The organism is Neoluteolibacter marinus (assembly GCF_014904755.1).
Taxonomy (GTDB): Bacteria; Verrucomicrobiota; Verrucomicrobiia; order Verrucomicrobiales; family Akkermansiaceae; genus Haloferula; species Haloferula marina.
The window spans coordinates 204,885-229,937 of sequence record NZ_JACZFQ010000095.1; the positions used below are offsets into that span (position 1 = coordinate 204,885).

Annotated in this window: 23 protein-coding genes; 15 read left to right on the top strand and 8 right to left on the bottom strand. The window is 64.0% G+C overall.

Translation table 11 applies throughout. The features are described 5' to 3' along the window. Positions 1-12: 12 nt before the first annotated feature. On the bottom strand, positions 13-1,119 hold the full coding sequence (locus tag IG178_RS18470) for an IS4 family transposase (RefSeq protein WP_193214053.1): 1,107 nt from the start codon (positions 1,117-1,119) through the stop codon (positions 13-15). Between IG178_RS18470 and IG178_RS18475 the strand changes: the two genes are divergently transcribed. From IG178_RS18475 to IG178_RS18485, 3 genes are read left to right on the top strand one after another with little or no spacing between them, the layout of a single operon-like run. Further along, complete coding sequence (locus IG178_RS18475) at positions 1,104-3,098, top strand: RHS repeat-associated core domain-containing protein (protein WP_193214054.1); 1,995 nt, start codon at positions 1,104-1,106, stop codon at positions 3,096-3,098. The genes IG178_RS18470 and IG178_RS18475 overlap by 16 nt on opposite strands. Beyond that, on the top strand, positions 3,091-3,396 hold the full coding sequence (locus IG178_RS18480; RefSeq protein ID WP_193214055.1) for a hypothetical protein: 306 nt from the start codon (positions 3,091-3,093) through the stop codon (positions 3,394-3,396). Before IG178_RS18475 ends, IG178_RS18480 begins: the two co-directional genes overlap by 8 nt. Positions 3,397-3,399: 3 nt before the next feature. Beyond that, complete coding sequence (locus IG178_RS18485; protein ID WP_193214056.1) at positions 3,400-3,969, top strand: SMI1/KNR4 family protein; 570 nt, start codon at positions 3,400-3,402, stop codon at positions 3,967-3,969. A 33-nt stretch (positions 3,970-4,002) separates the two neighbouring features. On the opposite strand, the gene IG178_RS18490 is transcribed toward IG178_RS18485, so the two are convergent. Continuing rightward, the gene (locus IG178_RS18490) at positions 4,003-4,269 is read right to left on the bottom strand and encodes a hypothetical protein (protein WP_193214057.1); all 267 of its coding nucleotides are present in this window, start codon (positions 4,267-4,269) and stop codon (positions 4,003-4,005) included. A gap of 153 nt (positions 4,270-4,422) precedes the next feature. Further along, positions 4,423-5,163: a dienelactone hydrolase family protein gene (locus IG178_RS18495; protein WP_193214058.1), complete on the bottom strand. Its 741-nt coding sequence runs from the start codon at positions 5,161-5,163 to the stop codon at positions 4,423-4,425. Positions 5,164-5,286: 123 nt separating this feature from the next. On the opposite strand from IG178_RS18495, the gene IG178_RS18500 reads away from it, so the two are divergent. Continuing rightward, positions 5,287-6,642: a basic secretory protein-like protein gene (locus IG178_RS18500; RefSeq protein ID WP_193214059.1), complete on the top strand. Its 1,356-nt coding sequence runs from the start codon at positions 5,287-5,289 to the stop codon at positions 6,640-6,642. A 28-nt stretch (positions 6,643-6,670) separates the two neighbouring features. On the opposite strand, the gene IG178_RS18505 is transcribed toward IG178_RS18500, so the two are convergent. Continuing rightward, the gene (locus IG178_RS18505) at positions 6,671-7,762 is read right to left on the bottom strand and encodes a nucleoid-associated protein (protein ID WP_193214060.1); all 1,092 of its coding nucleotides are present in this window, start codon (positions 7,760-7,762) and stop codon (positions 6,671-6,673) included. 129 nt (positions 7,763-7,891) lie between these two features. On the opposite strand from IG178_RS18505, the gene IG178_RS18510 reads away from it, so the two are divergent. The 10 genes from IG178_RS18510 to IG178_RS18555 all read left to right on the top strand — a co-directional run bounded on the left by IG178_RS18510 (position 7,892) and on the right by IG178_RS18555 (position 17,400). Beyond that, a complete protein-coding gene (locus IG178_RS18510) occupies positions 7,892-8,665 on the top strand; it encodes a class I SAM-dependent methyltransferase (protein ID WP_193214061.1) in 774 nt (257 codons plus the stop codon). 288 nt (positions 8,666-8,953) lie between these two features. After that, a complete protein-coding gene (locus tag IG178_RS18515; protein ID WP_193214062.1) occupies positions 8,954-9,433 on the top strand; it encodes a hypothetical protein in 480 nt (159 codons plus the stop codon). Positions 9,434-9,516: 83 nt separating this feature from the next. Next, on the top strand, positions 9,517-9,876 hold the full coding sequence (locus tag IG178_RS18520) for a hypothetical protein (RefSeq protein ID WP_193214063.1): 360 nt from the start codon (positions 9,517-9,519) through the stop codon (positions 9,874-9,876). 86 nt (positions 9,877-9,962) lie between these two features. Continuing rightward, entirely contained in the window at positions 9,963-10,232 is a 270-nt protein-coding gene (locus IG178_RS18525; RefSeq protein ID WP_193214064.1) for a MoaD/ThiS family protein, read from the top strand. Positions 10,233-10,261: 29 nt separating this feature from the next. After that, positions 10,262-11,377 carry a WD40/YVTN/BNR-like repeat-containing protein gene (locus IG178_RS18530; RefSeq protein WP_193214065.1) on the top strand — a complete coding sequence of 372 codons (1,116 nt, stop codon included), beginning with the start codon at positions 10,262-10,264 and terminating at the stop codon, positions 11,375-11,377. A gap of 87 nt (positions 11,378-11,464) precedes the next feature. After that, positions 11,465-11,956, top strand: a complete 492-nt coding sequence (locus IG178_RS18535) for a VOC family protein (protein WP_193214066.1) — start codon at positions 11,465-11,467, stop codon at positions 11,954-11,956. Between the two features lie 147 nt (positions 11,957-12,103). Beyond that, on the top strand, positions 12,104-12,484 hold the full coding sequence (locus IG178_RS18540; protein WP_193214067.1) for a hypothetical protein: 381 nt from the start codon (positions 12,104-12,106) through the stop codon (positions 12,482-12,484). 179 nt (positions 12,485-12,663) lie between these two features. Continuing rightward, a complete protein-coding gene (locus IG178_RS18545) occupies positions 12,664-13,638 on the top strand; it encodes an alpha/beta hydrolase (protein WP_193214068.1) in 975 nt (324 codons plus the stop codon). A gap of 12 nt (positions 13,639-13,650) precedes the next feature. After that, a complete protein-coding gene (locus IG178_RS18550) occupies positions 13,651-15,984 on the top strand; it encodes a DUF1592 domain-containing protein (RefSeq protein ID WP_226895566.1) in 2,334 nt (777 codons plus the stop codon). A 54-nt stretch (positions 15,985-16,038) separates the two neighbouring features. Beyond that, positions 16,039-17,400 carry a DUF1552 domain-containing protein gene (locus IG178_RS18555; protein ID WP_193214069.1) on the top strand — a complete coding sequence of 454 codons (1,362 nt, stop codon included), beginning with the start codon at positions 16,039-16,041 and terminating at the stop codon, positions 17,398-17,400. A gap of 4 nt (positions 17,401-17,404) precedes the next feature. On the opposite strand, the gene IG178_RS18560 is transcribed toward IG178_RS18555, so the two are convergent. From IG178_RS18560 to IG178_RS18570, 3 genes are all read right to left on the bottom strand, one after another. Then, complete coding sequence (locus IG178_RS18560; protein WP_193214070.1) at positions 17,405-19,831, bottom strand: sulfatase family protein; 2,427 nt, start codon at positions 19,829-19,831, stop codon at positions 17,405-17,407. 104 nt (positions 19,832-19,935) lie between these two features. Then, positions 19,936-21,465, bottom strand: coding sequence for a LamG-like jellyroll fold domain-containing protein (locus IG178_RS18565; protein WP_193214071.1), 1,530 nt, complete (start codon positions 21,463-21,465; stop codon positions 19,936-19,938). Then, on the bottom strand, positions 21,462-22,019 hold the full coding sequence (locus IG178_RS18570; RefSeq protein ID WP_343226013.1) for a sigma-70 family RNA polymerase sigma factor: 558 nt from the start codon (positions 22,017-22,019) through the stop codon (positions 21,462-21,464). Before IG178_RS18570 ends, IG178_RS18565 begins: the two co-directional genes overlap by 4 nt. A 145-nt stretch (positions 22,020-22,164) precedes the next feature. Here IG178_RS18570 and IG178_RS18575 point away from each other — a divergent pair, with 145 nt between their 5' ends. Next, positions 22,165-23,895, top strand: a complete 1,731-nt coding sequence (locus tag IG178_RS18575; RefSeq protein WP_193214073.1) for a hypothetical protein — start codon at positions 22,165-22,167, stop codon at positions 23,893-23,895. 45 nt (positions 23,896-23,940) lie between these two features. On the opposite strand, the gene IG178_RS18580 is transcribed toward IG178_RS18575, so the two are convergent. Next, positions 23,941-25,041 (bottom strand): hypothetical protein, encoded by a 1,101-nt coding sequence (locus tag IG178_RS18580; protein WP_193214074.1) that lies wholly within the window; start codon positions 25,039-25,041, stop codon positions 23,941-23,943. Positions 25,042-25,053 lie beyond the last annotated feature (12 nt).

Genomic DNA, 25,053 nt, shown 5'->3' on the forward strand with positions numbered 1-25,053 from the left:
CGAGCGTGGTCTTCAGATCGCGCAGCTTGAGCTCGATTTGTCCTCCGGACCATCTCCACTTCGTTCCGGTTCCCAGCGCGTGGCGTAGAGTTCGGCAAGCTCGGTCCAGTCGATCTCCGCCCCGTCGGTCAGGGTGGTGACGAGCACCATCTCGCTCTTCTTGCCCTCGCGGGTCTCGTAGCGGAAACGGAGGTAGCGCACTTTCAAGGTGGCTGGCAGGGCGTCCCATTGCTCCGGGGAAAGGCGGCTTCCGGCAGGGGCTTGCGCGGGCTTCTTCCAAATCACGAGGCGCTCGGATGGACCGAGCTTTTCGCCGCGCTGCCAGTCGGCTTGGAGGTTGCGGTGACGGGCCTGATGGAGGCGCATGAGGCTGTCGGTCCCTCGGGCCAGCAGCAGGCAGCCCAGCTCGTAGGAGTTGAAGGCGCGGTCGGCCAGGGCGAGGTCGCCTTTTCCAAAGTGATGAAGCACTTCGCCGGCAAGGCTGCTGTCGTGTTCGCTCCATTTGCCGTCGGCGGCACCGAGCCAGGCCCCGCTGGAGAGATTGACCACGCCGACAAAACCCATGACGGGAAAGCCGCAGCCGGGCTTCTGCCCGGAAGGTTGCGGATAGGCTTTCTGGTTGGCCGGGGTGTCCATGAGCCGGGCACTGCTGCCGTCCATGGCCTTGAGCGTCATGCCATGCCAACGGTCGTTGTCGCGCTGGCGGACTTCCATGGCATTGCCGAGCTTGCGCTGCACCGCGGCGAGGAAGTCGCCGCGCAGGCGGCCGCGGGCGGTGCAGTAGGCGGCGGTGTTGCTGGCGGGCACCGGCTTGCCGGCTTCGGCGCACCAGGCTTGGACCTGGCCGACGGCTTGCGAGCAGGAGGTGTTGCCGCCGAGGATCTGGCCGGCCCACGCCCAGAAGGTGGTGGTCTGGTCGAAAGCTTGCCGGCGAGGGGAAGTGTCGAGTTCATGCATGAAGCGGGCGTCGAGGACGGGCGCGAACATGCGGGCGGTGTCGGCGATGGAGTTGGTCGCGATCTTCCGGCATTCGGAGCGGGTGCGGGCTTGTGCCGAAGCCTTGGCGCTGCCACGCAAGCGGGCGGAAAACCCTGTCAGGTACGGTGTCTTGTTTCTCACACCTCAGGAACCCGGCCGGGCAGGGTTTCCTAACAGCTTTCAGCACGGCGGAGCAGCCAAATTTAGTGCCATTCGGGACAGGCATCTTCCCACCTCGCCTAGTCACGGTTCACCAGGGTCAGGAAGGCGTTGATCCGGCCTCCTACTCCCTCGCCGCCTACGGCTACGGTGCCGCCGGCAATCTCGCCGGCACCAGCTACATCAACCAGGTCACCCACGGCTACACCTACGATACTCTCAACCGCCTCACCGACCTCACTGTCGGTCGGGCTGGAACGGGTTGGCTCACGATACCGCTCCAAGCTTACGGCTACACCCTGAATGCCGCAAGACATCGCACCACCATCAGCGAGCTGGGCGGACGCACCATCAGCCACACTTACGACCATCTCTACCGCCTGACCGGCGAGAGCATCGCCGGCAGCACCCTCTTGCCCACGGGCCAGGTAATTTACACCTACGACAAGGTCGGCAACCGCCTGACGCGCAGCAGCAGCGGCAGCCTCAACGCACTTCTACCCTCCCAAGCCCACACCTTCAACGTCAACGACCAGCTTGACCACCACAGCTACGACGCCAACGGCAACAATACCCAATCCGAGGTGGGAACCGACAACCCCACCGGTCCGGCTTCCGCCAACGACGTCTATTCCTTCGACAACCGCTTGATCCGCCGCACCCGCTCCGACGGCAAGATCATCGACCTCCTCTACAACAGTGACGGCGACCGCGTCGCCAAGTGGGTCCAGCAAGGCGGCCTCAACGAAAGCATCCACCACTACCTCGTCGACCGCCAGAACCACACCGGCTACGCCCAGGTGGTCGAAGAAAGCGACGGTTCCGGCAACCTCGTCGCCCGCCATCTCTACGGGCACGACCTGATTGCCTTCGATTCCTGGAACGACCGCAGCAACGGTGTCCCGATCCTCCGCTCCATCCCCGAACGGCGTTGGTATCACTACGACGGCCTCGGCAGCGTCCGCGCCCTCAGCAACGACGACGGAGTTGTCACCGAGGCCTACACCTACGACGCCTACGGCTGCCTCATTGCCCACCAACTACTCGACCCCGCCACCGGCGGCCTCGTCCTTCAGGACCTGACCAACTTCCCCCTCCTCACAGAGAACCGCTACCTCTTTACAGGCGAGCAGTGGGACACCGACCTGGGAATGTACTTCCTCCGGGCCCGCTACCTTGTTCCCAACCTGGGCCGCTTCCATAACTCCGATGCTTACGAGGGCCGGAACGGTGAGCCCCTGACGCTGCACAAATACCTGTATACTCATGCGAATCCAGCGAATGGGATTGATCCGAGTGGTCACGTCACGATCAAGGAAGTAGCGACTACATTCGCAGTTTCAGGCTCGATCAATGCGGCATTTGGTCTCGGGTTCCGGATTGCTTCTGGTACACAAGACCCAAAATCCTTCTGGTCAGACATTGGAACGGATTTTATTGTCGGCGGAGTAACCGCCCCCGTCGGGGGCTTGATAAGCCGCGTCTTTGGTCCTGTTATACGGGCAATGCTCCGCCCCGCTCTTCGAGCAATCGGATCCCTGCAAAGAATTACCGCCACTGGATTATGGCGCACAGGAGGACGCCGCCTTGTCGTGAACATCAGTCGATGGCTTTTCAATACGAATAAATCCTATCCTCGCGTAGGATCCACCTGGCTGGGACGGATGCTAAAGCGATTGTTCCCAAACATAGCTTGGGACCAACATCATGTTTTCATCCAGCAATCTTGGTTTAGAGCCGGCGGCCCAAATCAAATATTTGAAAACCTATTGGAGAACCGCGGCTTGCAAAGGCTGGGAAACGGGTATTGGAACCTTCTCCCTATTCCTCGCTCGCTAAATGCAGCACTCGGAGCAAACACCGCAAAGGTTCGATTTTTGACGAGCATGTTCGCCACTGCGGTATACTCTACGATCGTATTTGGCCCCGCACAAGCTATCGCTGCCATTACTGATGACTAACTACACTTACAAAAGCGGCGATTTTGTGCAGCTTGGCGATCGTGTAATGCTTCGCTCATTCTTCATTTTCAGGGATTATGGGCAAGTAGTCTATGTTCCAGGCGCATCGGATCCTCATCCCGACATGATCGACGGTCCGATCGAACACGTTGGCGTTAAACTCGATGGTGGAGATACCGCCGCTGTAACCATAGATCCAGAATCCAACACCGTAATCGGCCTTAGATTCATCGGCCGAGGTAGATTCGATGCTAATGCTGCATTAGATCCAAGCACCCCGATCTTTGACGAAGAATGAAAAATGAGCTCAAGCGCCCACCAATGGCAATTTCCACACCAACACATTCAGATACCATTGTGCTACCTTCCGAACGAGACGCTTTCCGGCTACCCGCCGAATCACCCAATCAACTCGGCCCCTCAGGTCGAAACCACCCTTCTCAGCGAGTTTGAGACAAAGACCGGATGCCGGCTTCCGAATTGGCTCGCTGAACATTTGATGCTGCAAAACGGCGGCACAGTAAGAAATGAATACTTCAATGAGGACATCTCTCCGTCCGAAGTCTTCTCTATTCTAACAAATTTCTCCGAGGAACTTTGGGATTCGACGATCCAAGCTCTCGATCAATGGCTGGATCGAAGAGGCGACTTCGAAGACAACCCCGAACTTCAGCCCGAACTTGAGCGCCGATTTGGCGACCTCTCCAAGTTGATCGTGTTGTACACCGATGGTCACGTGTTCAACCTTCTCGACTACCGTGAGAAACCCGAAGACCCACCCGTCGTTTACCTCGACCTCGAAGCTGGCGATGGATCTCTCGCGATGATCGCCCCCAGCGTTGAGGAACTTTTTCTAAAACCCTCGATCTGAGATTGGGTCCTATCGAGACGCAAGGCCACCAGGCTATGAAATCCGCCGCCAGACCGCATGCGAGCCAAGGTCGTCGGCACGGGGTGAATGGCAGCGCTGGAACTCCCAGACCGGCCGGGAGTGATCGAAGCGCAATTCGTCAAAGGGACTGCGGCCCCGTTCGCCGAGATCGAGCGGTTGGAAGCGCTGGATGCCCTCGCGCCGGAACCACTCGGTGACAAAGCGGGAATCCTCCCAGTCGCCGATCCGGCATTCGGCGAGCGGGACGCAGCGCGGGGGTGAGGGGTGAACGGCGGTCATAAGTTCACTTGAACACTCTCGACCCGAGAATGTCAACCTTCCCGAGCTAGCGAGGTTGACGGACGAGCAAATAGGGCTTCCGCACGCCAAGGTTCCACGGGTTCCCTCCAGGTGCGGCGGATCTCCCGCGACGCCGGTCCGCTCGCTCTTCGCTCAACCGACGTGCTCGGCTAGGAACCTGAACAGCAGCGCCATGCAGGCACGGGCCAAGGCCGGGTTGTAGCGGGGGCCCTCGTCGCGGAGGAAGGCGTGGGCGGCATTGAACTCGTGCCACTCGAAGGACCGTCCGCCTTTTTCGACGGTGGATCGGATCAGCGAGCGGCCTTCGTCCGGAATGTGGGGGTCCTGTCGGCCCCACACGAACAGCAGTTCGGCCTCCATGCCGGGCAGCCGCTTCAGGGTGTCGTCCGACTTGCCGGCGCCGAGCGACGCGGAATGGACGTCGGTCGGATAGAACGCCGACACCGCCGACACCCCCTCGTGGAACCCAGCCCGCAGCGCCAGATGCCCGCCGAGGCAGACGCCGTGAGATGCAATCTTGCCGGTGCAGGAATCATGCGCCTGCAGCCACTTCACCACCACGTCCACGTCCTCGTCGTAGGACGCGAGCTCCTTGGCGTATTTCAGCTCGTTGCCGCGATCCGACCCGGCCTGGTCGTAGGCTAGCACGGTCCCCAAGGGTTCGAACTCGTGGTAAACCTCGGGCACCACGACGAGATAGCCTTCGCCGGCGATCGCCGCGGCCATCCGGCGGATCGGCCCGGTCACTTGAAAGATCTCGGAGTAAAAAATTACCGCCGGGTATTTCCCTCCCCCGTTCGGAGTGAAGGTGTGGACGCGCATCGTCCCGCGCGTGGTCTCCAGATCGGCGATTCCCTCGGTCAGCGTGGCCATGTCGCCGGGAAACTCGGCTGCCCGGCCAGCCCTGGCCAGCCTTTCCCGCGGCGCCGGCGGCAAAAAATGACGATGGATGATGAACGAAGACTAAACGCCCCGCCGCTTAGGCGCGTAACAAGCATGATCCCGACCTTTCGTAACGGCTCCCTCGTCTGCTCCACCCTCCTCGCCGCCGGTCCCCTCCTCGCCGCCCCGTCGGTGACGCCGGGCTTCAACGCGACCGATGCCGGCTTCAAGTTCGACAAGGTCGATCCCCCGGCGCTCAACGACGCCGCGGCCAAGGGAACCTTTTCCATCATTGACGGCGACCGCGACCGCAACAGCGCCGACCTCTCCGCGCTGAACGACGGCAAGGTCCCGAACAGCGCCGACCAGCCGCAGTCGAACTTCTTCTTCGCGATGAACACCGACGGCGGTCGCCTCGGCCTGGATCTCGGATCGCTCACGGCGGTGAAGAGCATCGGCACCTATTCCTGGCACGGTGGCGGCCGCGGCCCGCAGGTTTACAGCGTCTACGGCGCCAACGGCAAAGCCAAGGACTTCAATGCCTCGCCGACCCGCGGCACCGACCCGCGCTCCTGCGGCTGGGAACTGATCGCCGAAGTCGACACCCGGCCGAAGTCGGGCAAGGGCGAAGGCCAGCACGGCGTCGAGATCGCCAATCGCGGCGGCCGGGCGCTCGGCAACTACCAGCACCTGCTGTTCGACATCCAGCGCACCTCCCCGGACGACGCGCACGGCAACACCTTCTTCAGCGAGATCGACGTCATCGACGCCCGCGGACCGGAGATCGAGCGGATCAAGCCGCCTGAAAAGATCGTCAAGAACTACAAGTCGGCCGACGGCAAGTACCGCTACATCATCGACAGCTCCAAGGCGCCCGCCCTCACCGAATGGTGCGAGAAGGAACTGCTGCCGACGATCGAGGAGTGGTATCCGAAACTCGTTGAGATGCTGCCGAGCGACGGCTACCGCGCGCCGGATGTGGTGATTTTTGAATTCCGCGACGACATGGGCGGCACCCCGGCCTACGCCGCCGGCAACAAGATCTCGATGAGCGCCCCGTGGTTCCCCGGCCAGCTCCAGCGCGAGGCCAAGGGTTGCGTGGTCCACGAAATGGGCCACGTGGTACAGAACTACTGGCGCGCCCGCCAGACCAACCGCAATCCCAAGCCGACCCCGGGTTGGATCACCGAAGGCATCTGCGACTACATCCGCTGGTTCCTCTTCGAGCCCGAAAGCCAGGGCGCCCACGTCCGCAACGTGAACCAGGCCCGCTACGATGCCAGCTACCGCGTGTCGGCCAACTTCCTCGACTGGGTGTGCACCGAGAAGGACAAGGATCTCTTCAAGAAGCTCAATGCCGCCGCCCGCGAAGGCCGCTACGAGGAGAAGCTCTGGAAGGAGTGGACCGGCAGCACCCTCGAGGAACTTTCCGAGGGCTGGAAGAAGGATGTCGAGAAGGGCAAGCGCTGAGCTTGCCCGACCCGGCCGGGACGTGGCCTCAGGTCACGTCCCGGTTGAAGTAGACCTTGATGAACTTCATCCCCTTTGACGTGTCGAAGCCGCGCTCGAGCACATCCTCGGGCTGATCCACGGCCCCCGGCTTGACGTGGATCTCGATGCCGGTGTCGAGCTTGACCACCGTGCTGATCCGCTTCTTGGCCTTGCTCACGTCCTTTTTCGAGATCTCGAACGAATCCTCGAAACGCTGTCCCTGCTCCTCCTCGACCTTGGCGCGGTGCTCCTTGAACTTCTCGACGGCCTCGGGGGTCCGTAGGACCTGTTCCTCGAACTCCTGCAGGCTGAACTGCTCCTTCTCCTCGAAGTAAGCAAGCGCGTCGCGGGCGGCGGTGGCCGTTTCCCACGGCGGGGTGCCGTCGTCCGCCGTCTCCTCGGCCGCCTGCTTCTTGGCCTTCTCCTCCTCCTTGACGAAGGCCACCGCCATGTCGGCGTATTTGTTGGTCAGGAAGGGACTGTCGGTCACCGAGACCACCCCGAGGAAATCCCGGACCCAGAAGCGCGAATCGGATCCCGACCGGTCGAAGGTCAGGACGTGGAAGCCCTTGTGCGGATGGTGGTTGAGGATCAGGCAGCCCTTGTCGATCTTCTCCGGGTTGATCCCCTGCTCGGTGTGGAGCTCGAGATCGCCGTCCTTGGTGGAAATGCTCAGGAAGGGCACCACGCTCTCCGATTTCAGGATGCAAATCGCCTGGGTCGGCTCGCCGTTCACCTCCACGTCCTCGACCAGGGAGATGCAAAGGTCGCCGGACTTGATGTTCGGGTGGTTGGACTTGGAATAGAGGCGTTTGGCGATGTCGCAGCCCTTTTCCAGGAGGCCGTCCGGCGATTCGAATATCGCTTTCGCGCAGGAGTTCATCTCGTGCTGGTCCAGCGACGAGTGGTGGTTGAAGCGGTAGCCGGCGAGGTTGCGGAAGGGCTTGAGGAAAATCCCGGTGAGGGTGGAGCGGTCAGCCTCGTCCACCACGAACACCTGCTTGGAGGTTTGCAGCGGTTCATCGCGCTGGGGATGGCCCACTTTGGCGAGGACGAGTTTGGTGGCGGCGGCGGAGGTGAAGCGGATCTTGACGGACATGCGGGGCGCGGACGCTAGGAACACCCGCCGCGGGAGGCAAGACCGGTTGGAAAAATGCGCGCCGGGCCCTGTGGTTTCCGGGGATTCGGGGATGGCACTTCGGGGCTGCCGCGCCAAGATCTCCCGGAAATGAGCCGCACCGCCGTTCCCCTTGTCGTTGCCCTCGGCATCGCGATCGCCACCTGGATGTGGTTCCGGCCCGCAGCGCCGCCGCAGGATGATCCGGCAGAGGAGGCCCAGGCCGCCGAAGCTCCGGAACCGCCGGTCGTCGAATACACCACGGGCCCGGCCACTCCGGACGGCACCGGCAAGTTTTTCCACGGCCGGGAGATCGCCCAGGTCATGGGCCACGCGGGACTGGGCTGGCTCGAGCGCGGGAACCGGGAGGATGAGGAGGCCCCGTCGAAAGCGATTGCCGCCATCGAACTCGCGCCGGACGCGGTGATCGCCGACATCGGCGCGGGATCGGGCTACTACAGTTTCCGCCTCGCCCCCAAGGTTCCCGCGGGCAAAGTGATCGCCGTCGACATCCAGCCCGAGATGCTCGATTTCCTCCGCGAACGGGCCTCGGAACGTGAGATCCGCAACGTCCAGCCGCATCTCGGGGCCATCGATGACATCCGGGTGCCGCCGGCAACCCTCGATGCCGTCTTGATGGTCGATGCCTACCACGAGTTCTCCCATCCGCGGGAGATGCTCGCGTCCCTCCGCCACGCCCTCAAGCCGGGGGGCCGGATCTTCCTCCTCGAATACCGCGCCGAGGATCCGCGGGTGCCGATCAAGCCCCTGCACAAGATGACCGAAGCCCAGGCCCGCCTCGAATTCGAATCGGCCGGGTTCCGCTTCGTCAAAAATCTCCGCCCCCTCCCCTGGCAACATCTCCTGATATTTGAGAAGCCATGATCATTGAGTAACTCGGGAGTTACTTTTTTCATTTTCCTGTTTTTCCGACTCACCCTTTTCTCATCAAGGGTGTTATAGTTTCCGCTCGTCATGAGCACATGGGCGCGGCCATCCCGTTGCCCTCCGGTCGAATCGTCCGCGCCCCCCTTCAACCCGGGGGCGCGGTCATTTCCGGGCGACTCCGACAATTTCCCGCTGACATTGAACGACCGGCGCCCCTAACGGGTCAGAACCCTTAGCTCCCCCTGCCCCGTGACTCCCCCCAAAGATGAACGGACTGCCGACAAAATGTCAGATGCTCAAATCATCCTGCTCGCCATCCTTGGCGGCGGGCTTGCCTCCGGGTGGATCCTCGCCCGGTGGTTGGAGAAGCGCTATAACCGCGACCTCGATGGCGACTCGGAGGAGATCCTCGATGAGATGGAGATGGTGATGTCGCCCCGGCGGGGCCTCGAGATCCGCACCCGCTGCAAGAATCTTCAACCAATCCTCCAGCGGATCTCCGATCGCACGGAGGCAGGGTTCGGCGAGCGGCAGGCGCGCCTGCTGGCCAAGCGGATTTCCCGGCGGGGCCAGCGCGGCTGTGAGCGCATCCGCTTCTTTGTGCGCCTCAACGGCTGCCGGAGCGACCTCGAAATCCAGTGGTCGCGCGACGGCTCCGACCGGGTGCGGCTGCTGGTGTTCGCCGCACCGAGCATCATCCGCGCGCTCAAGCGCCACGATCGCGGGCTGGTTCCGGTTCCCGGGATGGAGCACACGGTCGTTTGACAGGCGCGGCAACGGGTGGAGCTTGTCCGGTTCCCGCGAAGCGTTTTCGCGGAGCACGGGTCATCGTTACCGACCGATCTGTCGTGAAAACCTTCGTCATCGCCGTGGTCGCCCTCGTCCTCGGAATTTCCGGCGGCTGGGGCATTGCCCAGCTGAGCTGGAAATCCCGGATCTCGGGCCATGCCTACGTTTGCGCGGAGGGCGGCACGACCGGTGGATTCCACCATTCGGTTTGGAGGCACCAGGCCGCTGGTGATCTGCTGGCCGAGGATTGGAACTGGCAGATGATCCGCCAGGAGCAAAAGGGCCACTGGATGCTGTTCGTTACCACCGCGTTCACCTTGTCCTATCTCGTCTACCGGGCTTGTCGCGTCCGGGTGAATCAGGGCGCGAAGGACTACCGCGGGCACCCGCCAAGCCACCGGCCGGCGCTGCCCCGCTGAGCAGGGATCGCCGCGGATCCGGTCGCTGGCCCGTCCCACCGTTTCCCTCGTTGACGCCCCACGGGTGCGTGGCCAGATTCGACACCATGCCGTCGATCGCCTTCTCCCAGCACCTCCAGACCCACGTCGATGTCGTGCGTTCCGAGGTCACGGGTTCGACGGTGCGCGAAGCCCTGGAGGAAGTGGTGAAGCTCAACCCCCGCCTGAAAAGCTATGTGCTCGAAGACACCGGGGCGGTGCGGAAACACATTTCGATTTTCGTGAACGGCGAGTCGGTCCGGGACCGGCTCAACTTGTCGGATCCTCTTCCCGCGGACGGGGATGTTTTCGTGATGCAAGCCTTGTCCGGCGGATAAACCCCGCTCACTTCCCCTGATCCCCGCCCATGAAAAACCTGATCCATGTCGGCACCCGCAAGGGCCTCTTCGCCTTCGAACGCGACGCAAGCGGCTGGTCGATGATCCGCGAATCCTTTTTGGGCATCCAAGTGCCCATGTTGCTCCACGACCGTCGGACGGGAATGCTGCACGCCGCGGTCGAGCACGGCCATTTCGGCACCAAGATGCATCGCAGCACCGACGGCGGCTCGACCTGGGAGGAGAAAGCCGGCGTCGCCTACCCACCCAAGCCCGACGATGTTCCCGACATCATGGAGCCCAACCGCAATGTCGCGGTTCCGTGGTCCTTGGAAAAGGTCTGGGCACTGGAAGCCGGAGGGGCCGATCAAGCCGGCGTGCTGTGGTGCGGCACGATCCCCGGCGGACTCTTCCGCTCGACCGACGACGGCGAAAGCTGGGAGTTGGTGCGCAGCCTCTGGGACCGGCCCGAACGGTCGAAGTGGGCGGGCGGCGGGTATGATTTCCCCGGGATCCATTCGATTTGCGTCGATCCCCGGGACTCGCGGAAAGTCAGCGTCGGCATTTCCTGCGGCGGGGTCTGGCGCACCGAGGACGGCGGGGAAACCTGGGCCCAGAGCGCCCACGGCATGGCCTATGACTTCGTCCCCGCCGACCAGGGCGGAGCCGACCCCGATTGGCAGGATCCCCACCGCATGGTCATGTGCGCCGCCGATCCCGATCGTCTCTGGGTGCAGCATCATTGCACGATTTATCGATCCAACGACGGCGCCGCGAGTTGGCAGGAAGTGGCGGGCGTGGAGCCGTCGGGTTTCGGCTTCGCGGTCGCGGTCCACCCGCAGGACCCCGACACCGCTTGGTTCGTCCCCGCGAAGAAGGACGAGTTCCGCTATCCGGTCGATGGCCGGATGGTGGTCAACCGCACGAGGGACGGTGGGCGAAGCTTCGAAACCCTCACCACCGGACTGCCGGCCGTTCCCTGCTACGATCTCGTCTACCGCCATGGTCTCGACATTGATCAAAGCGGCGACCTGCTGGTGATGGGATCGACGACCGGTTCCCTCTGGGTCAGTGAAGACCAGGGTGACAGCTGGCAACTCATCACCGCCCATTTGCCGCCGGTCTACTGCACGCGCTTCGCGTGACGGGGACGCGGGGCCATGCTGTGAGGGCATGCCCACGCCAAGAACTTGGCATGGGGAAACCCGGGGCGGCGCTGCTATCGTCGCGGCATGCAAGCAACGTCGATTGATCCCCGCGTCCGCATCGGACATGTGCATCTGAAAGTCGCCGACCTCGAGCGAAGCCTCGGGTTTTACCGAGACATCCTCGGCCTCCAACTGACCCAGCGCTTCGGCGACTCCGCGGCCTTCCTTTCTGCCGGGGGCTACCATCATCATCTCGGGGTCAACACTTGGGAAAGTCTCGGCGGCACTCCGCCGCCCCCCGGCCACACCGGACTCTTCCATACCGCCATCCTCTATCCCGATCGCCCGAGCCTGGCCGATGCCTTGCGCCGCGTTCAGCGGGCGGGGATCCCGCTCGACGGCGCCGCGGATCACGGGGTGAGCGAGGCACTCTACCTCCGGGATCCCGATCAGAATGGCGTCGAACTCTACTGCGACCGTCCCGAATCCCAGTGGCCGAGAGATGAGGCCGGCCAGATCGCCATGTTCACCCGACACCTCGATCTTGCCTCGTTGCTCGCGGAGCACGGGAGCTGACGGATTGCCAGAGTTGCATGGGTGCGATCATTTTCGACGAATTTGTTGAAAGATCGTCATTCCCGACTATCCGGCCGGAATTGATAAAAAATCGGGGCGGGCACGTAGTTTGCTCCGCCTGACAGGTGATCACTCACCCACACACCCATGAACACACAAAACGAGAACATGGTTCCCGACACGACTTCGGTCGTTCCTGAACTGCAAATGCGAGACACCTGGGATGCCCGGGCCGTCTCGGAGTTGATCCGTTCGAAGTGCAGGTTCGGCGAGACCCCGTCGTTCCTGTTCGTCGGAAGGAAAGAAGCCGCCCTGCTGCGCGAGCACTTGGCCGGCGCCTTCGGAGCGGAGTCCGTCGCGACCCTCCACCAGACCTACTACATGGGTCTCGAAGTGGTGGAGATCGCGGTCGAGAGCTTCGTCTTCACCGCGGGCCGCAAGGTCTCCCGCACCTTGCAGGATCCGATTTCCCGCCGCCCCGCCTGGCGCGACGCGGAAGCCGATTCCATGTGGCACCTTCGCATCTGAGCCGCTTCCGGCTGTCGCCCCCGTGCCTTCCGTTTTGAAGGAGGGCACGGGGGCGAAAACCCATTCAAGTTGCTTTTCGAATGCCCGCCTTTCATGGCGGGCATTTTCGTTCCACCGCAACGACCTGACAGGGCCGGTGTTTGACCCCGGGACGGCTGCCACCGAGATTCCCGCCCTGCATGAAAACCCGTTTCACCCTGCTGTTCCTCGCCTGGGGCGCCTTGGTTCCGCTTGTCGCGGAAACCGATTTCGTCATCGGCCCCGACTACCACGACGCCCCGGAGTTGCAGGTAAAATCCGGCGTGCCGAAGGGCGAAATCAAGGAGTTCACCATGCACTCCAAGGACAGCCGGATCTACAAGGGCATCGCGAAAAACCAGAAGGGCAAGGTGCCCTACGAACGCAAGGTCGCCGTCTACATCCCCGAACAACTCGACCGCAAGAAGCCCGCGCCGTTCATCATCGCCCAGGACGGACTCGGCTACAAATGGGTGCTGCCGAAGGTCCTCGACAACCTGATCGCGGAAAAACGCGTACCCCCGATGGTCGCCATCATGATCGATTCCGGCGGCGGCGACGCCCAGGGCAGCCAGCGCGGGCTGGAATACGACACAGTCTCGGACGAATACGCCAAGTTCATCGAGAAGGAGGCGCTCCCCGCGGTCGAGAAGGAATTCGGCCTGAAATTCACCCGCGACCCGGAGGCCCGCGCGACCATGGGCGGCAGTTCCGGTGGCGCGGCCGCATTCACCATGGCGTGGTTCGAGCCGGACCTCTACCGCCGCGTGCTCACCTACTCCGGCACCTACGTGAACCAGCAATCTCCCTTCAACCGCCGCTCGCCGCACGGCGCCTGGGAGTATCACGAGAACATCATCCCGAAGTCGAAGCCCAAGCCGATCCGCGTCTGGCTGCAGGTCAGCGAGAAGGACAACGGCTGGGACAAGGACGAGGCCTCGCTGCACAACTGGGTGATGGCCAACGAGCGCATGGCCGCCGCCTTGAAAGAAAAGGGCTACGCCTACCGCTATGTGTTCAGCAAGAACGCCGGCCACACCGACGGCAAGGTGACCGCCCAGACCCTGCCCGCCGCCCTCGAGTGGTTGTGGGCCGGTTACCCGGACACCCCCGCCGCCGAAATGCCCGCCGAGTGACCCCTTCCCGGAATGCCTGACTTTCGATTCACCAGCTTCGCCGCGACTTGCGGCATGATCGCCATCGCGGCCGCCGGTCCCGAAGAGACCTACAAGGACGAGATCCTGCCGATTCTCGAGGACACCTGCTTTTCCTGCCATGGCGAAGGCATCTCGAAGGGCAAGTTCTCGATGGACGAGTACCAGGACCTCTCCGCCCATCTTGACGACCGCAAGCACTGGATGCCGGTGTGGCAGAACGTCCGCAGCCAGATCATGCCGCCGTCCGACGAGGACCAGCTGTCGGTCGAGCAGAAGAAGAAGCTGCTCGCGTGGATCGAGAGCAACGTCTTCAAGCTCGACCCCGACAATCCCGATCCCGGCCGAGTGACCATCCGCCGGCTCAACCGGAACGAGTACCAGAACGCCGTCTACGACCTGCTCGGCGTGGAATACGACACCAAGGAGGTCTTCCCGCCCGACGACACCGGCTACGGCTTCGACAACATCGGCGACGTGCTCTCGATCTCGCCGCTGCTGATGGAGAAATACATCGCCGCCGCCGACGAGGTGGTCGCGCTTGCCCTGCCCGAAGGCGCCGCTGCCCAGGTCCCGCGGATCGACATCGAGGGCAAGGACTTCAAGAACTCCGGCGATCCCAAGTCCACCGGCCTGTGGATGCCCTTCGCGAAAAAAGGCGAGGTGCGGACCAGCCAGGAAATCAAGTGGGACGGCGACTACCAGGTCACCTTGGAATACGCCATCAAGGGTGCCAACGAGGCGACCATCCACGAAGCCCTGATGGAAGTCAGCGCCGGCGGCAAGAAGGTCGGCGAGGAGTCGCTCGGCTGGGACCAGCGGCGGACCATCCAGTTGACCGGCAAGGTGCCGTTGAAGAAGGGCAAGCAGGTCTTCGAGGTGAAACTCAGCCCCTCCCGTGAACCGGCCGCCGGCGAGGAGGAACTCAACCTCACGCTCCAGCGCGTCATCGTCCAGGGACCGCTCGGCGGCGAGCAGCGAGAGTATTCCAAGGGCTACCAGATGATCTTCGTCGACGGACCCGCACCGGAGGATCCCGCTGCCCGCGACCGCTATGCCCGCAAGATCATGCGCAGCTTCGTCAGCCGCGCCTTCCGCAAGCCGATCGACAATCCGACCATCGACCGGCTGGTCGACATCGTGAACGAAGTCGACCGCCAGCCCGGCAAGGAATTCGAGGACGGCCTCAAGCAGGCGATCGCCACCTGCCTCGCCTCGCCCCGCTTCCTGTTCCGCGTCGAGATCCAGCCGGAGCCGAACAACCCGGGCAAAATCGTGCGCCTCGACGAATACTCGCTGGCCGCGCGGCTGTCGTTCTTCCTGTGGAACTCGGTACCCGACGACGAGCTGCTCAGCCTCGCCTTCAACACCAAGCTGCGCGCGAACCTGCACCAGCAGATCGACCGCATGCTCGCCGACCCGCGCTCGGAGCGGCTGGTGAAGAACTTCACCGGCCAGTGGCTGCAGGCCCGCGACGTCGAGTCGGTGCCGGTCAGCGCCAAGGACATCCTCGGCCTCGAAACCAACCGCGAGGCCGCCCGCGCCTTCGACGTGCGCCTCCGCTCCGACATGCGGAAGGAGACCGAGATGCTGTTCGACTTCATCCTCCGCAAGGACCGCCCGGCGGAAGAACTCATCTCCGCGCGATACAGCTTCCTCAACGGCAGGCTGGCCCGGTTCTACGGCATCTCTGGCGTCGAGGGGGAGGAATTCCAGCCCGTCGACCTGACCGAGCACCCCGAGCGCGGCGGGCTCCTGACCCAGGGCACGGTACTGATGGTGACCTCCAACCCGACCCGCACCTCGCCGGTCAAGCGCGGCCTGTTCGTGCTCGACAACCTGCTCGGCACCCCTGCCCCGCCGGCTCCGCCGAACGTCCCGGAGCTCGAGGAAGCCGGCAAGATCGGCGCCAGCATGACGATGCGCGAGAAGATGGAAATCCACCGCAAGAAGCCGGATTGCCGCGGCTGCCACGCCCGTATGGACCCGATCGGGCTCGGCATGGAAAACTTCGATGCCCTCGGCCGCTTCCGCACCGACGAGCATGGCAAGAGCATCGACACCGGCGGCGAGCTGGTCACCGGCGAGAAATTCTCCAATGTCGCCGAGTTGAAGGTGATCCTCGCCGACAAGCGCCGCGGCGATTTCTACCGCTGCCTCTCCGAGAAGCTCCTCACCTTCGCCATCGGCCGCGGCGTCGAGTACTACGACGCGACCACCATCGATCAGCTCGTCGAACGCCTCGAGAAGAACGACGGCAAGATGCGCGAGCTGATCTACGGCATCGTCGAAAGCGCGCCGTTCCAAAAGCGCCGCGGTGACGACTGACAGCCCGGCCCCTTTCCTCTTGTATTACAACCCTCAACGCTCTCTCCTCGAATCATGAACACTCCCGGAATGCTCAACCGCCGCGGCTTCCTCCGTGGTCTCGGTGCTGCGATCAGCCTGCCCGCCCTGGAGTCGTTCCGGCCCTTGATGGCCGCCGAGGCCGGCCGCGCGCTCGCCACCACCGCCAGCGGGGCCCCGTTGCGGATGGCCTACCTCTACATTCCGAACGGCGTGAACGTGGAGCATTGGCGGCCGAACGGCACCACCTCCGGCTACAAGATGGGCAAGACCTTCGCGCCGATGGAGAAGCACCGCGAGGACTTCCAGATCTTCACCGGCTTCGAGCAGCAGTTCGCCGCGGCCGGCGGTGACGGCCCTGGCGACCACGCCCGCGGCGTCGCCACCTACCTGACCAGCTGCCGCGCCCGTAAGACCGCCGGATCCGACATCAACCTCGGCATCTCGATCGACCAGGTCGCCGCCAATGCCATCGGCAGCCAGACCCGCCTGCCCTCGCTCGAGCTTTCCACCGACGGCGTCCGCAAGTCCGGCGCCTGCGATTCCGGCTATTCCTGCGCCTACCAGTTCAACCTTTCCTGGCGCTCGGAGAACCAGCCGATGACGCCGGAGTCGAACCCCCGCGCGGTCTTCGAGCGGCTTTTCGGTGCCGGTAGCGCGAAAGAGCGCGCCGACAGCCTCGGCCGCCGATACGCCGCGAAGAAGTCGATGCTCGACTTCATCCAGCACGACGCCCAGGCCCTGCACCGCCGCCTCGGCCGCACCGACCAGCACAAGCTGGACGAGTATCTGACCGGCGTCAGAGAGATCGAGAAGCAGATCGAGAAGACCGAGGCGATGGGCCTGCCCGCCGACCCGGGCGTGCCCGCACCGACCGACCGGCCGGGCTCCTACCAGGAGCACATGCGGCTGATGATGGACATGATGGTGCTCGCTTTCAAAACCGACTCGACCCGCATCTCCACCTTCCTCATGGCGCACGACGGCAGCAACCGGTCCTTCAACGAGATCGGCGTCTCCGACGGCCACCACAACATCTCCCACCACCAGCGGAACCGCGACAACCTCGAGAAGATCGCCAAGATCGACCGCTTCTACATGGAGCAGCTCGCCTACTTCCTCGATAAGCTCAAGGCCACCGAGGACGTCGATGGCAAGAGCCTGCTCCACAACTCGATGATCGTTTACGGCGGCTGCATCTCCGACGGCGACCGCCACAATCACGACGACCTTCCGATCGTCGTCGCCGGTCACGGCGGTGGTGCCTTCAAGCCCGGCCGCCATGTCGATCTCGGCGAGAACGTGCCGATGGCGAACCTCTACCTCCGCATGCTGGAGGAGATGGGCGTGAAGGAAAAGCGCTTCGGCGACTCGACCGGCGTGCTGAAGAAGATCTGATCGATCAGTCCACCGTTTGCAGCTGGATGAACGACCGCTCCTTGAACTCCGCGGGAATGGTCGCCTCGAACCAGCGGATGGTGCCATGTTCGGTTCCGACCTGAACCGGCACGCCGCCATCCAGCAAGGGCTGCCACGAGTTCAAATCCGACGAGATCACCGGCTCCACCGTTTGTCCCGGCTGCGTCGTCCAATAGAGCCTCACCTTCTCCACGCCGGACACCGCGGCCGGGGTAAATTCGGAGATGCCCACCTCGGGAATCCGGCAGAGGCGCTCCGGCCCGACGTCCAGCGTTTCGATCGCGAAGTTCTCGTAGCTCGAGGGGCCGGTGTTCGGCGCGGTGTCGAAGACCAGGTAGCGCGAGTCGCCGGCAAAGCTGATGTTGCCGGTATCGGCCGAGGTTCCGTTGATGAAGACCTCGTAGCTGGTGTTGAACCCCGTGTAGTCGGTGCTGTCATCCATTACCACCCGCACATCGACCGGCTCGCCCGCCGGCAGCCCGGTGCGGATGCTGGCATTGATACCGCCGGTTCCCGAGTGGGATGCGGCGCTGATCCGCTTGAAGACTGAGACCGTGTTCCCCGTGACCAGATCGAGCTGGATCCCGAGGTCATGCCCGTTGACCCCGCCCGCGGGCAGAGCCGTATCCGAGATCCCAAGCGTCATCCGCGCCGCGCTGATGTCGGTGTCATCGAGGTCCAGGCTCACCCGCCATTCATAGCGGCGGCCGCGGAGCTCGTTGCCGAAGTCCCGCGGCCCCGTGCCGTCATCGGAAAGCTGGAACGCGGTGGAACCCGCGGCCTTGGCGACAGTCAGGCGGTTACCCGAGATCGAGTGGGCGGAAGCGGCCTTGTTGCTGTCGGTCTGGACATAGCCCAAAGCCCCGGCGAGCGCGCCGCCCTGGCGCGAGGCCACCCCCTCGTTCACGCCCGTCCCGCTGCCGAAGCCGCTGCCCGCCGAGGACCCGCCGGGCAGGTCGTAGCTATCGGAAATCAGCACTTCCGGTCCACTCGGCGGATCGCAGACATAGGTCTCGCCGACCTCGCCGAGCACAACCTCTTCATACCAACGCACCAGTTTCGCCTCCATCGCGGCCACGGTGGCGGCATGGGCCGGGTTCGCGACCAGGTTGGTGGTCTCGTTCCGGTCGCTGGACAGGTCGAAGAACTCGCGGCGGCCGCCGTCGGGATCGCGCATGAACTTCAGGTTACCCTCCCGGATCGCCAGCTTCGGCGCGGGACTTGAGAGCGCCGACACGGTGCCATACTCCCAGAACAGCGGCCGCTGGCGGGCGCGGCTGGAACCGGTGAAGACATCGCTCATGTTCTCCCCCGCGAAGGGCGCGGCCGGCAAGGGGATCCCCGCCAGCGCGCAGTAGGTCGGCAGCAGGTCGAGAGTCGACACCGCGGTGGTCGAGTTCACCACCCCGGCCGGCACGGTGCCGGGCATGCGGATCAAGAAGGGCTCGCGGATACCGCCTTCCGAAAGCGCGCCCTTGCCGCCGCGCAGGCCGCCGTTGCGATTGAGCAGGGCGTTGATGTTGTCGTCCGGCGCGCCGTTGTCGCCAACCACCACGATCAGCGTCTCACCGGAGATGCCCAGGTTGTCGATGGTATCGATGAGGCGGCCGATCTCCTTGTCGAGTTCGTTGAGTTCCTCGAGGAAGTTCTTGCCGGTGGTGTTCGTCGCCACGCTGGCGATGTGGTCGAAATCGTTCTCATGCCCGGGATCGACGTTGTACGGCGAGTGGGTGTCGTTGTAGGGAACGTGGACGTAGAACGGCTTGCCCGCCGCGTGGGCGGCGTTGATGAAAGCGATCGCCGCGTCGGTGTGGAGGTCGGCGCCGTTCTGCCAGTCGGTCCAGGTGATGGTGCCCGGCACGTCGGCATTCTGGTTCGACAGCCCGTCGCCGTTGTAAAGCACGCGGTCGCCCATGCCCTCGAAGGAGACAAGCGACGACTGGAAGCCATACTCCTGCGGGAACGGGGCGTTGTTCACGTCGCGGCCGCCGCCCATGTGCCACTTGCCGAACTGGCCGGTCATGTAGCCGTGGTCGCGGAACAAACGGGCCGAGGTCGTCGTGTCCGGCTGCAGCCAATCGTTCATGTTCCGCGACGCGTTCGCTGCCTTGTTGTTGAGGAAGCTGTAGATCGCGTGGCGGGCCGGGTTCATCCCGGTGAGCACGCCGACCCGCGACGGCGAACAGATCGGCGAGGCGACGTAGCCGTCGGTGAAGCGGATCCCCTCGGCCGCGAGCTGGTCGAGGTTCGGGGTGATCGGCACGTTCGACTTGTCCTTCACCGGGCTGCCGTAACACGACATGTCGCCCCAACCGATGTCGTCGATGAAGATGAACAGGATGTTCGGTTGCGCGGCGGGGGCCAGCGGCACGAGGGCGGCGAGGAACAGGGCGGCGATGGGTTTCTTCATGACGTCGGACGGATCGCCTGGTGAGGCGCGGGTTTCGCGGGATGCATGTCCGCACCGTCCCGAAACGTTCGGAGATTCGCCCGTCCGCCGCCGCTTCGCTCCGCTCAGGGACGGATCGCGAGTTCCTTCACCCGGTCGGGCCCCAGCGCGGCCTCGAACACCATCACCTCGTCGATGTCACCGCGGAAACCACGGCCGCGTTGCGGGCGCTCGGTGTAGCCGATCACCAGCGGCGTGGCACTGCGGACGCCGACCCGGGTATGGGCGCCACGCACGGTGTCGGCATTGGTGTTGGACTGGCCGGGATCGATGATTTCCAGCTTCCCGTCGACATAGAGATCGACGATCGGGTTGCCCTGCACCTTCTGGGTCCCGTGACAAACCGCGGCGACGTGATGCCACTCGCCGTCGGCCAGGTCGGTGCTGCCGGAAAACAGGAACTGGTCGAAGGACAGCCGCAGCACGGTCCGCTCGCCGGCCTTCGGCCGGAACAGCAGCAACTCGCATTTCCCCGCCATCCCGATGGTCGGGTCACCCCAGGCGACGATGGTCTGGTAAGGCCGGAACGGCAGGTCTTTCGGTTGCCGGATCCAGGCGGAGATCGTCCGCGGGGCGTCGCCCTCGATCCCGTTCCAGTTGGTCTCGATCGGCGTCGCCTTGCCGGAGAAATGGGCCGCCTTGCCCTTCACCCCGTCCACCCATCCGGGTCCACCCGAGCGCACCCTGGCCACGGTGGATTCAAGCGCAGGATGATAGCCCTCGATCACCAGCTTGCCGGTGTCGTCGCGCTCGAACGGGAAATGCAAGTAAGGCAGGCCGGGTGGCAGTTCCCGGAAGAACAACGAGCTGTCGCTGGGAATCGTCTCCAGCTTGCCGGCGATCGTTGCCGCCACCGAGACCCCGGCATTGAGAATGCGGCTGGCGCGCAGCCCTTGGCGGGCGGTCACTTGGACCCGCCCCTTGAAGACGTGGACCTGCGGCATCCGCTCCGGCCGCTCGACGATGCCGAACTCGGTGCCGAGATCGACGACGTTCAAACTCGGCGTCATGACGGTGAACCCGTGCGCCCCGCCCGGCACCTCGAAGCGGGCAATGCCGTGGTCCATGCCGAGCTTCATCGCATCGTGCAGCACGAACTTCGCCGGTGCCTGGACGATCGAACGCACGCCGTTGGAAAACTTCAGCTCGAGCGTGCCCTCCAGCAGGTCCACCTCCGACCCGGGCTTGAGCTCGTTTTCGGGTGCATCCCCCGCCTTGCGGTGGCTGACGGTGAACTTGCTGTTCGGTGCCGCGGAAAAGCGCAGGGCCGGCACCCGGGTGTCGGCGTGGATGAACTGCAGGACCACCGCGGTCAGCAGCACCACGGCCGCGGCGGCCACCATCGCCACCCGCAGCGTCCGTTGCCGTTGTTTGCGCAGGAAGGCCTCGACCGGGACCACCTTGCGCGACACCGCCACCGGCGAGTTCAAGGTCGCCTCGACCGCCAGCATCTCGTGGACCAGAAAGGCCTCACGGAGCAAGCGGCGCTTCTCCGCCGAACCCGAAAGCTCTTCCTGAAGCAGCTCGAACTCTTCCTCACTGCACGAGCCGTCGATCAGGCCCTGCACCAGTTGCTCGAAGCGGAGCCGTGTCATGATCCGGGAGCGGGGTTGATTTTCATCTCGCGCTCGATGCAGCGCCGCAGCGCGATCCGCAGGCGGAACAACATCCCGCGCAGGGCGGCGGCGCTGCGGCCGCTGTCCCGCGACTCGCGTTCGACCGCCCCATGTTCGGCATAGCGTTCCAGCAGCAAGTGACGTTCGTCCGCCGGTACTTTGCCGAGGCAGGACTTGAGGGCCGGCATCCGTTCGGCAATGAGCGGATCGCTCTCCTCGAACTCGTCCGCCAGCGACTCCAGCAGCTCGTCGTTGAACACGAGCCGCTTCTCGCGCCGCGCCCGCTTCTGGTGGTTCATCGTCACGAAACGGGCGAAAGTGTAGGCCCAGGTTCGGAAGTTGGTCCCCTCCTCGAAGTCCTCCCGCTTCTCCCAGAGCAGCATGTTGACCTCCTGCACGATGTCCGCCCGGGCATCGGGAAAAGGCATCAGGTGACCGACGAATGACCGCAGCTGCGGTTGCAGGTCGATCAACTGGCAGACGAAGTCCCCGGAAGAGGGGTCGCTGGCCTTGGTTGGAGATTCGGGAAACACGTCTGTCACCGGTGGTATGTCAGGGAGCGTGGAAACGTTCGCGGAATTTCGCAACCGGGCGTTGAAAGTTTTTCCGGCGAACGTTTCCAGCCGTTTGGACATGCCGATGGGAAGGAAGCGACCAAGCCAGCTTCCTCCCCATGTCATGAAACCCAACACCATTCTGGCCATCGCGTTGTCCACCGGCCTCGCCCAGGGACAGCTCATCATCGCAGACGACTTCAACATCACCGGCGACAGTTCCGTCGCCACCGGCTTCGGCCCCGACGGGGTGAACACCGAGGTCGCCACCCGGCTCACCGGGCAGGCTGCGACCGACTTCACCCTCAGCTACTACCAGTCCGGGACCGGCAAGGACCCCTCCGCCTTCGACATCGCCGACAACCGGTTCCGGATCGCCGCCCTGGGCGGAGTCGGTGCCGTCCAGCTCTCCACGGATTCCAGCACCGGCTTCGACTTCGGCAGCTATCTCGTCGGCAAGACCTACGAGATCCTGGTCACCCTGGACAACGATTCGGTCGACACCGCCAACCGCCGGTTCTCCTTCATCCTCGGCGCGTCGACCAATGACAACGTCAACAACTGCCCGCTGTCGCTTCAACTCCAGGCCGACGCCAATTCCGCGGGCGCCCAGATCTTCAAGCGCGTCGGCGCCAACTCGAACCCCGACGGTGTGGCGATCAACCAGGCGATCGCCTCCGGTCTGCCCTACGGTGAGCCTGTTAGCCTGAGAATCGTCATCGAGGACGTCGATACCACCCTCATCGGCCACTCCACCTACGCCATCTACCTCAACGGTTCGCCCACGCCGGCGGATAGCGGCACCTTTGGGTTTGCCACGACATCCCGCCACTTCATCTACGACATCGCCCAGCTGACCGGTCCCGCCACCTACGAAGATTTCTCGGTCACCGTCACCGGCGACGCCCCGGAAGCACCGGTCACCCCGCCCCGCTACGTCTACTTCGTCCAGGGCAACGGCGACATCCGGGGCTTTACCGGCATCAACACCGGCGACATTCCGGTCACCGGCCCCGGCGGTGCCGCCACCGGCTTCCTCGAGGCGAGCCAGCCGTCGTATGGAACCTTCCAGGGTTTCACCACCGACCCGAGCACCGGCATCGTTTACGGCATCAATGTCTTCGGCGATGTCATCCAGTGGCCGACCCTGGCCGACTGGCTGGCCGACACCAACTCGATCGTGCCCGACTTCGGCGAACCGGGCTTCGCCGTCTACGGCGGCACCGGTGCCCAGGGATCGGTGCACGGCATCAGCTACGACGGCAACACCGGCGGCTTCTACGTGGTCTATGAAGGCGACGCGTTGATCGACGGCGACATCGGCGAGTATGCAACGGCCGAAGACTTCGTGAACAATGTCAACGCCACCGTCACCGCCTCGACCTACGGCGGCAATCGTTTCAACTTCTACTACTTCAACGAGGACGCCCCCACCACCCAGGCCTCCCCGAACGACATCCCCGGCGCCAACTACTTCCAGGCCAGCGGCGGCGGCGTGCTGGAGGGTTTCCAGACCCTGGCCGACTACATCTCGAATCCCGGCAACAAGACCTTCAGCAAGGACGGCTTCGGGGGATCCAGCATCGGGGCCTTCGCCCTGCCGATCCCCGCCCCGCCGGAGTTCGGCCTCCAGGTTTCCAACGTCCAGCGCAACGGTGCCGGAGAGGTGACCAGCGTCGATCTATCATGGTCGGTCGAAGCCGACACCAGCTACAACCTGCTCGGCTCGCCGGATCTGGCCACACCGTTCGCGATCCTGCCCGGCATGGAAGGCGTGACCACCTCGCCCCAGACGGTCACCGTTCCGGCCGGTTACGAAAGCAAGGGCTTCTTCTCCATCGAGATCGCCCCTTGATTCCTTGGAAAGACCCGACCTTCGCCCGCACAATGCTGGCGAAGGTCACGGAGTTTCCCCGCTCATCTCCGAGAGCAGACGGAAGAAGCCCTTCTTCCTCTCGCTGCCGGTCGACCAGTCCACCGGCACGCTCTGGTATCCTTCCTCGAACGGCTCGCCCTTCATCCGGTAGTCGAAGTAGCCCCACGATGCGCCCGCCCCGGTCGCCGCGGTAAAGTGGTTCGAATCCTTTTCGAAGTCGAAGTGGTCATCCTCGTTGATGACGACCGGTTGTCCCCGGTAACCCTCCACCTCCCGGGTCTTCTTCACCAGCGCCCGCAGTGCCTCCGGTCCCGCGACGCCGTTGCCGTGCAGCAACAGGAAATCCGCGCAGGCCACCACGTTCGGACCGGGCACCGTGCCGCCGCCGTAGGAGGTGCTCACGGCCAGCCGCCGGCCCGCCCGCGCCGATCGCTCCTGCACGCGCTTGATCAGTTCATCCACCCGCTGCGGCTTCAGGATCGCGTGGTCGTAGCGGACGTTGCACTCGTTGTTGATCTCCACCAGCACGTGGCGGTAGCCCTTGGCGATCACCCAATCGGTCGCGCCATCCACCGCGCGGATCACCGCCGCCTCGTCCTTCAGCCGCTCGTCCTGGCCGAAATAGAAATAGCCGAGGATGACCACCATCCCCAGCTCATCCGCGGCGTCGAGCACCCGCTCAAGACGGTCGAGATAGGGCTTCCGCAAGCCACCCTCCGCATCGAAGGCCGAGTTCTCCCAAGGCTGCTCTTTCGAGTATCCCTGCGGCGATCCGCCCTGCAGGTTCAGCGTGAAGGCGAGCAAGCCGTGCCGCCGCCAGTCCGCCATCGCCCGGATGAACTCCGTGGTGTTCCGCTCCGGGTCCCACGTGCCGGTATCGGGATACGCCCAACGCCCGCGGGTCGCCGGGTTCATGTCATCGAAGATGCCCTGCACCATCCGGGCGTTCGGCAGCAGGCCCTCGACCGGATGGCCGCGCCAGCTGCGTCCCTTCATGGTCGCTTCGCCGTTGATCAGGAAGGCTCCGTCACGGATCGAAACCCCGGTTTGACCCGCGCGTCCCGGTGCGGCGCCCAGCACCGCGAGCGCCGCCAGGCAGACCGTGATGCTCCTCACAGCTTTCATCGTCCGGACCCC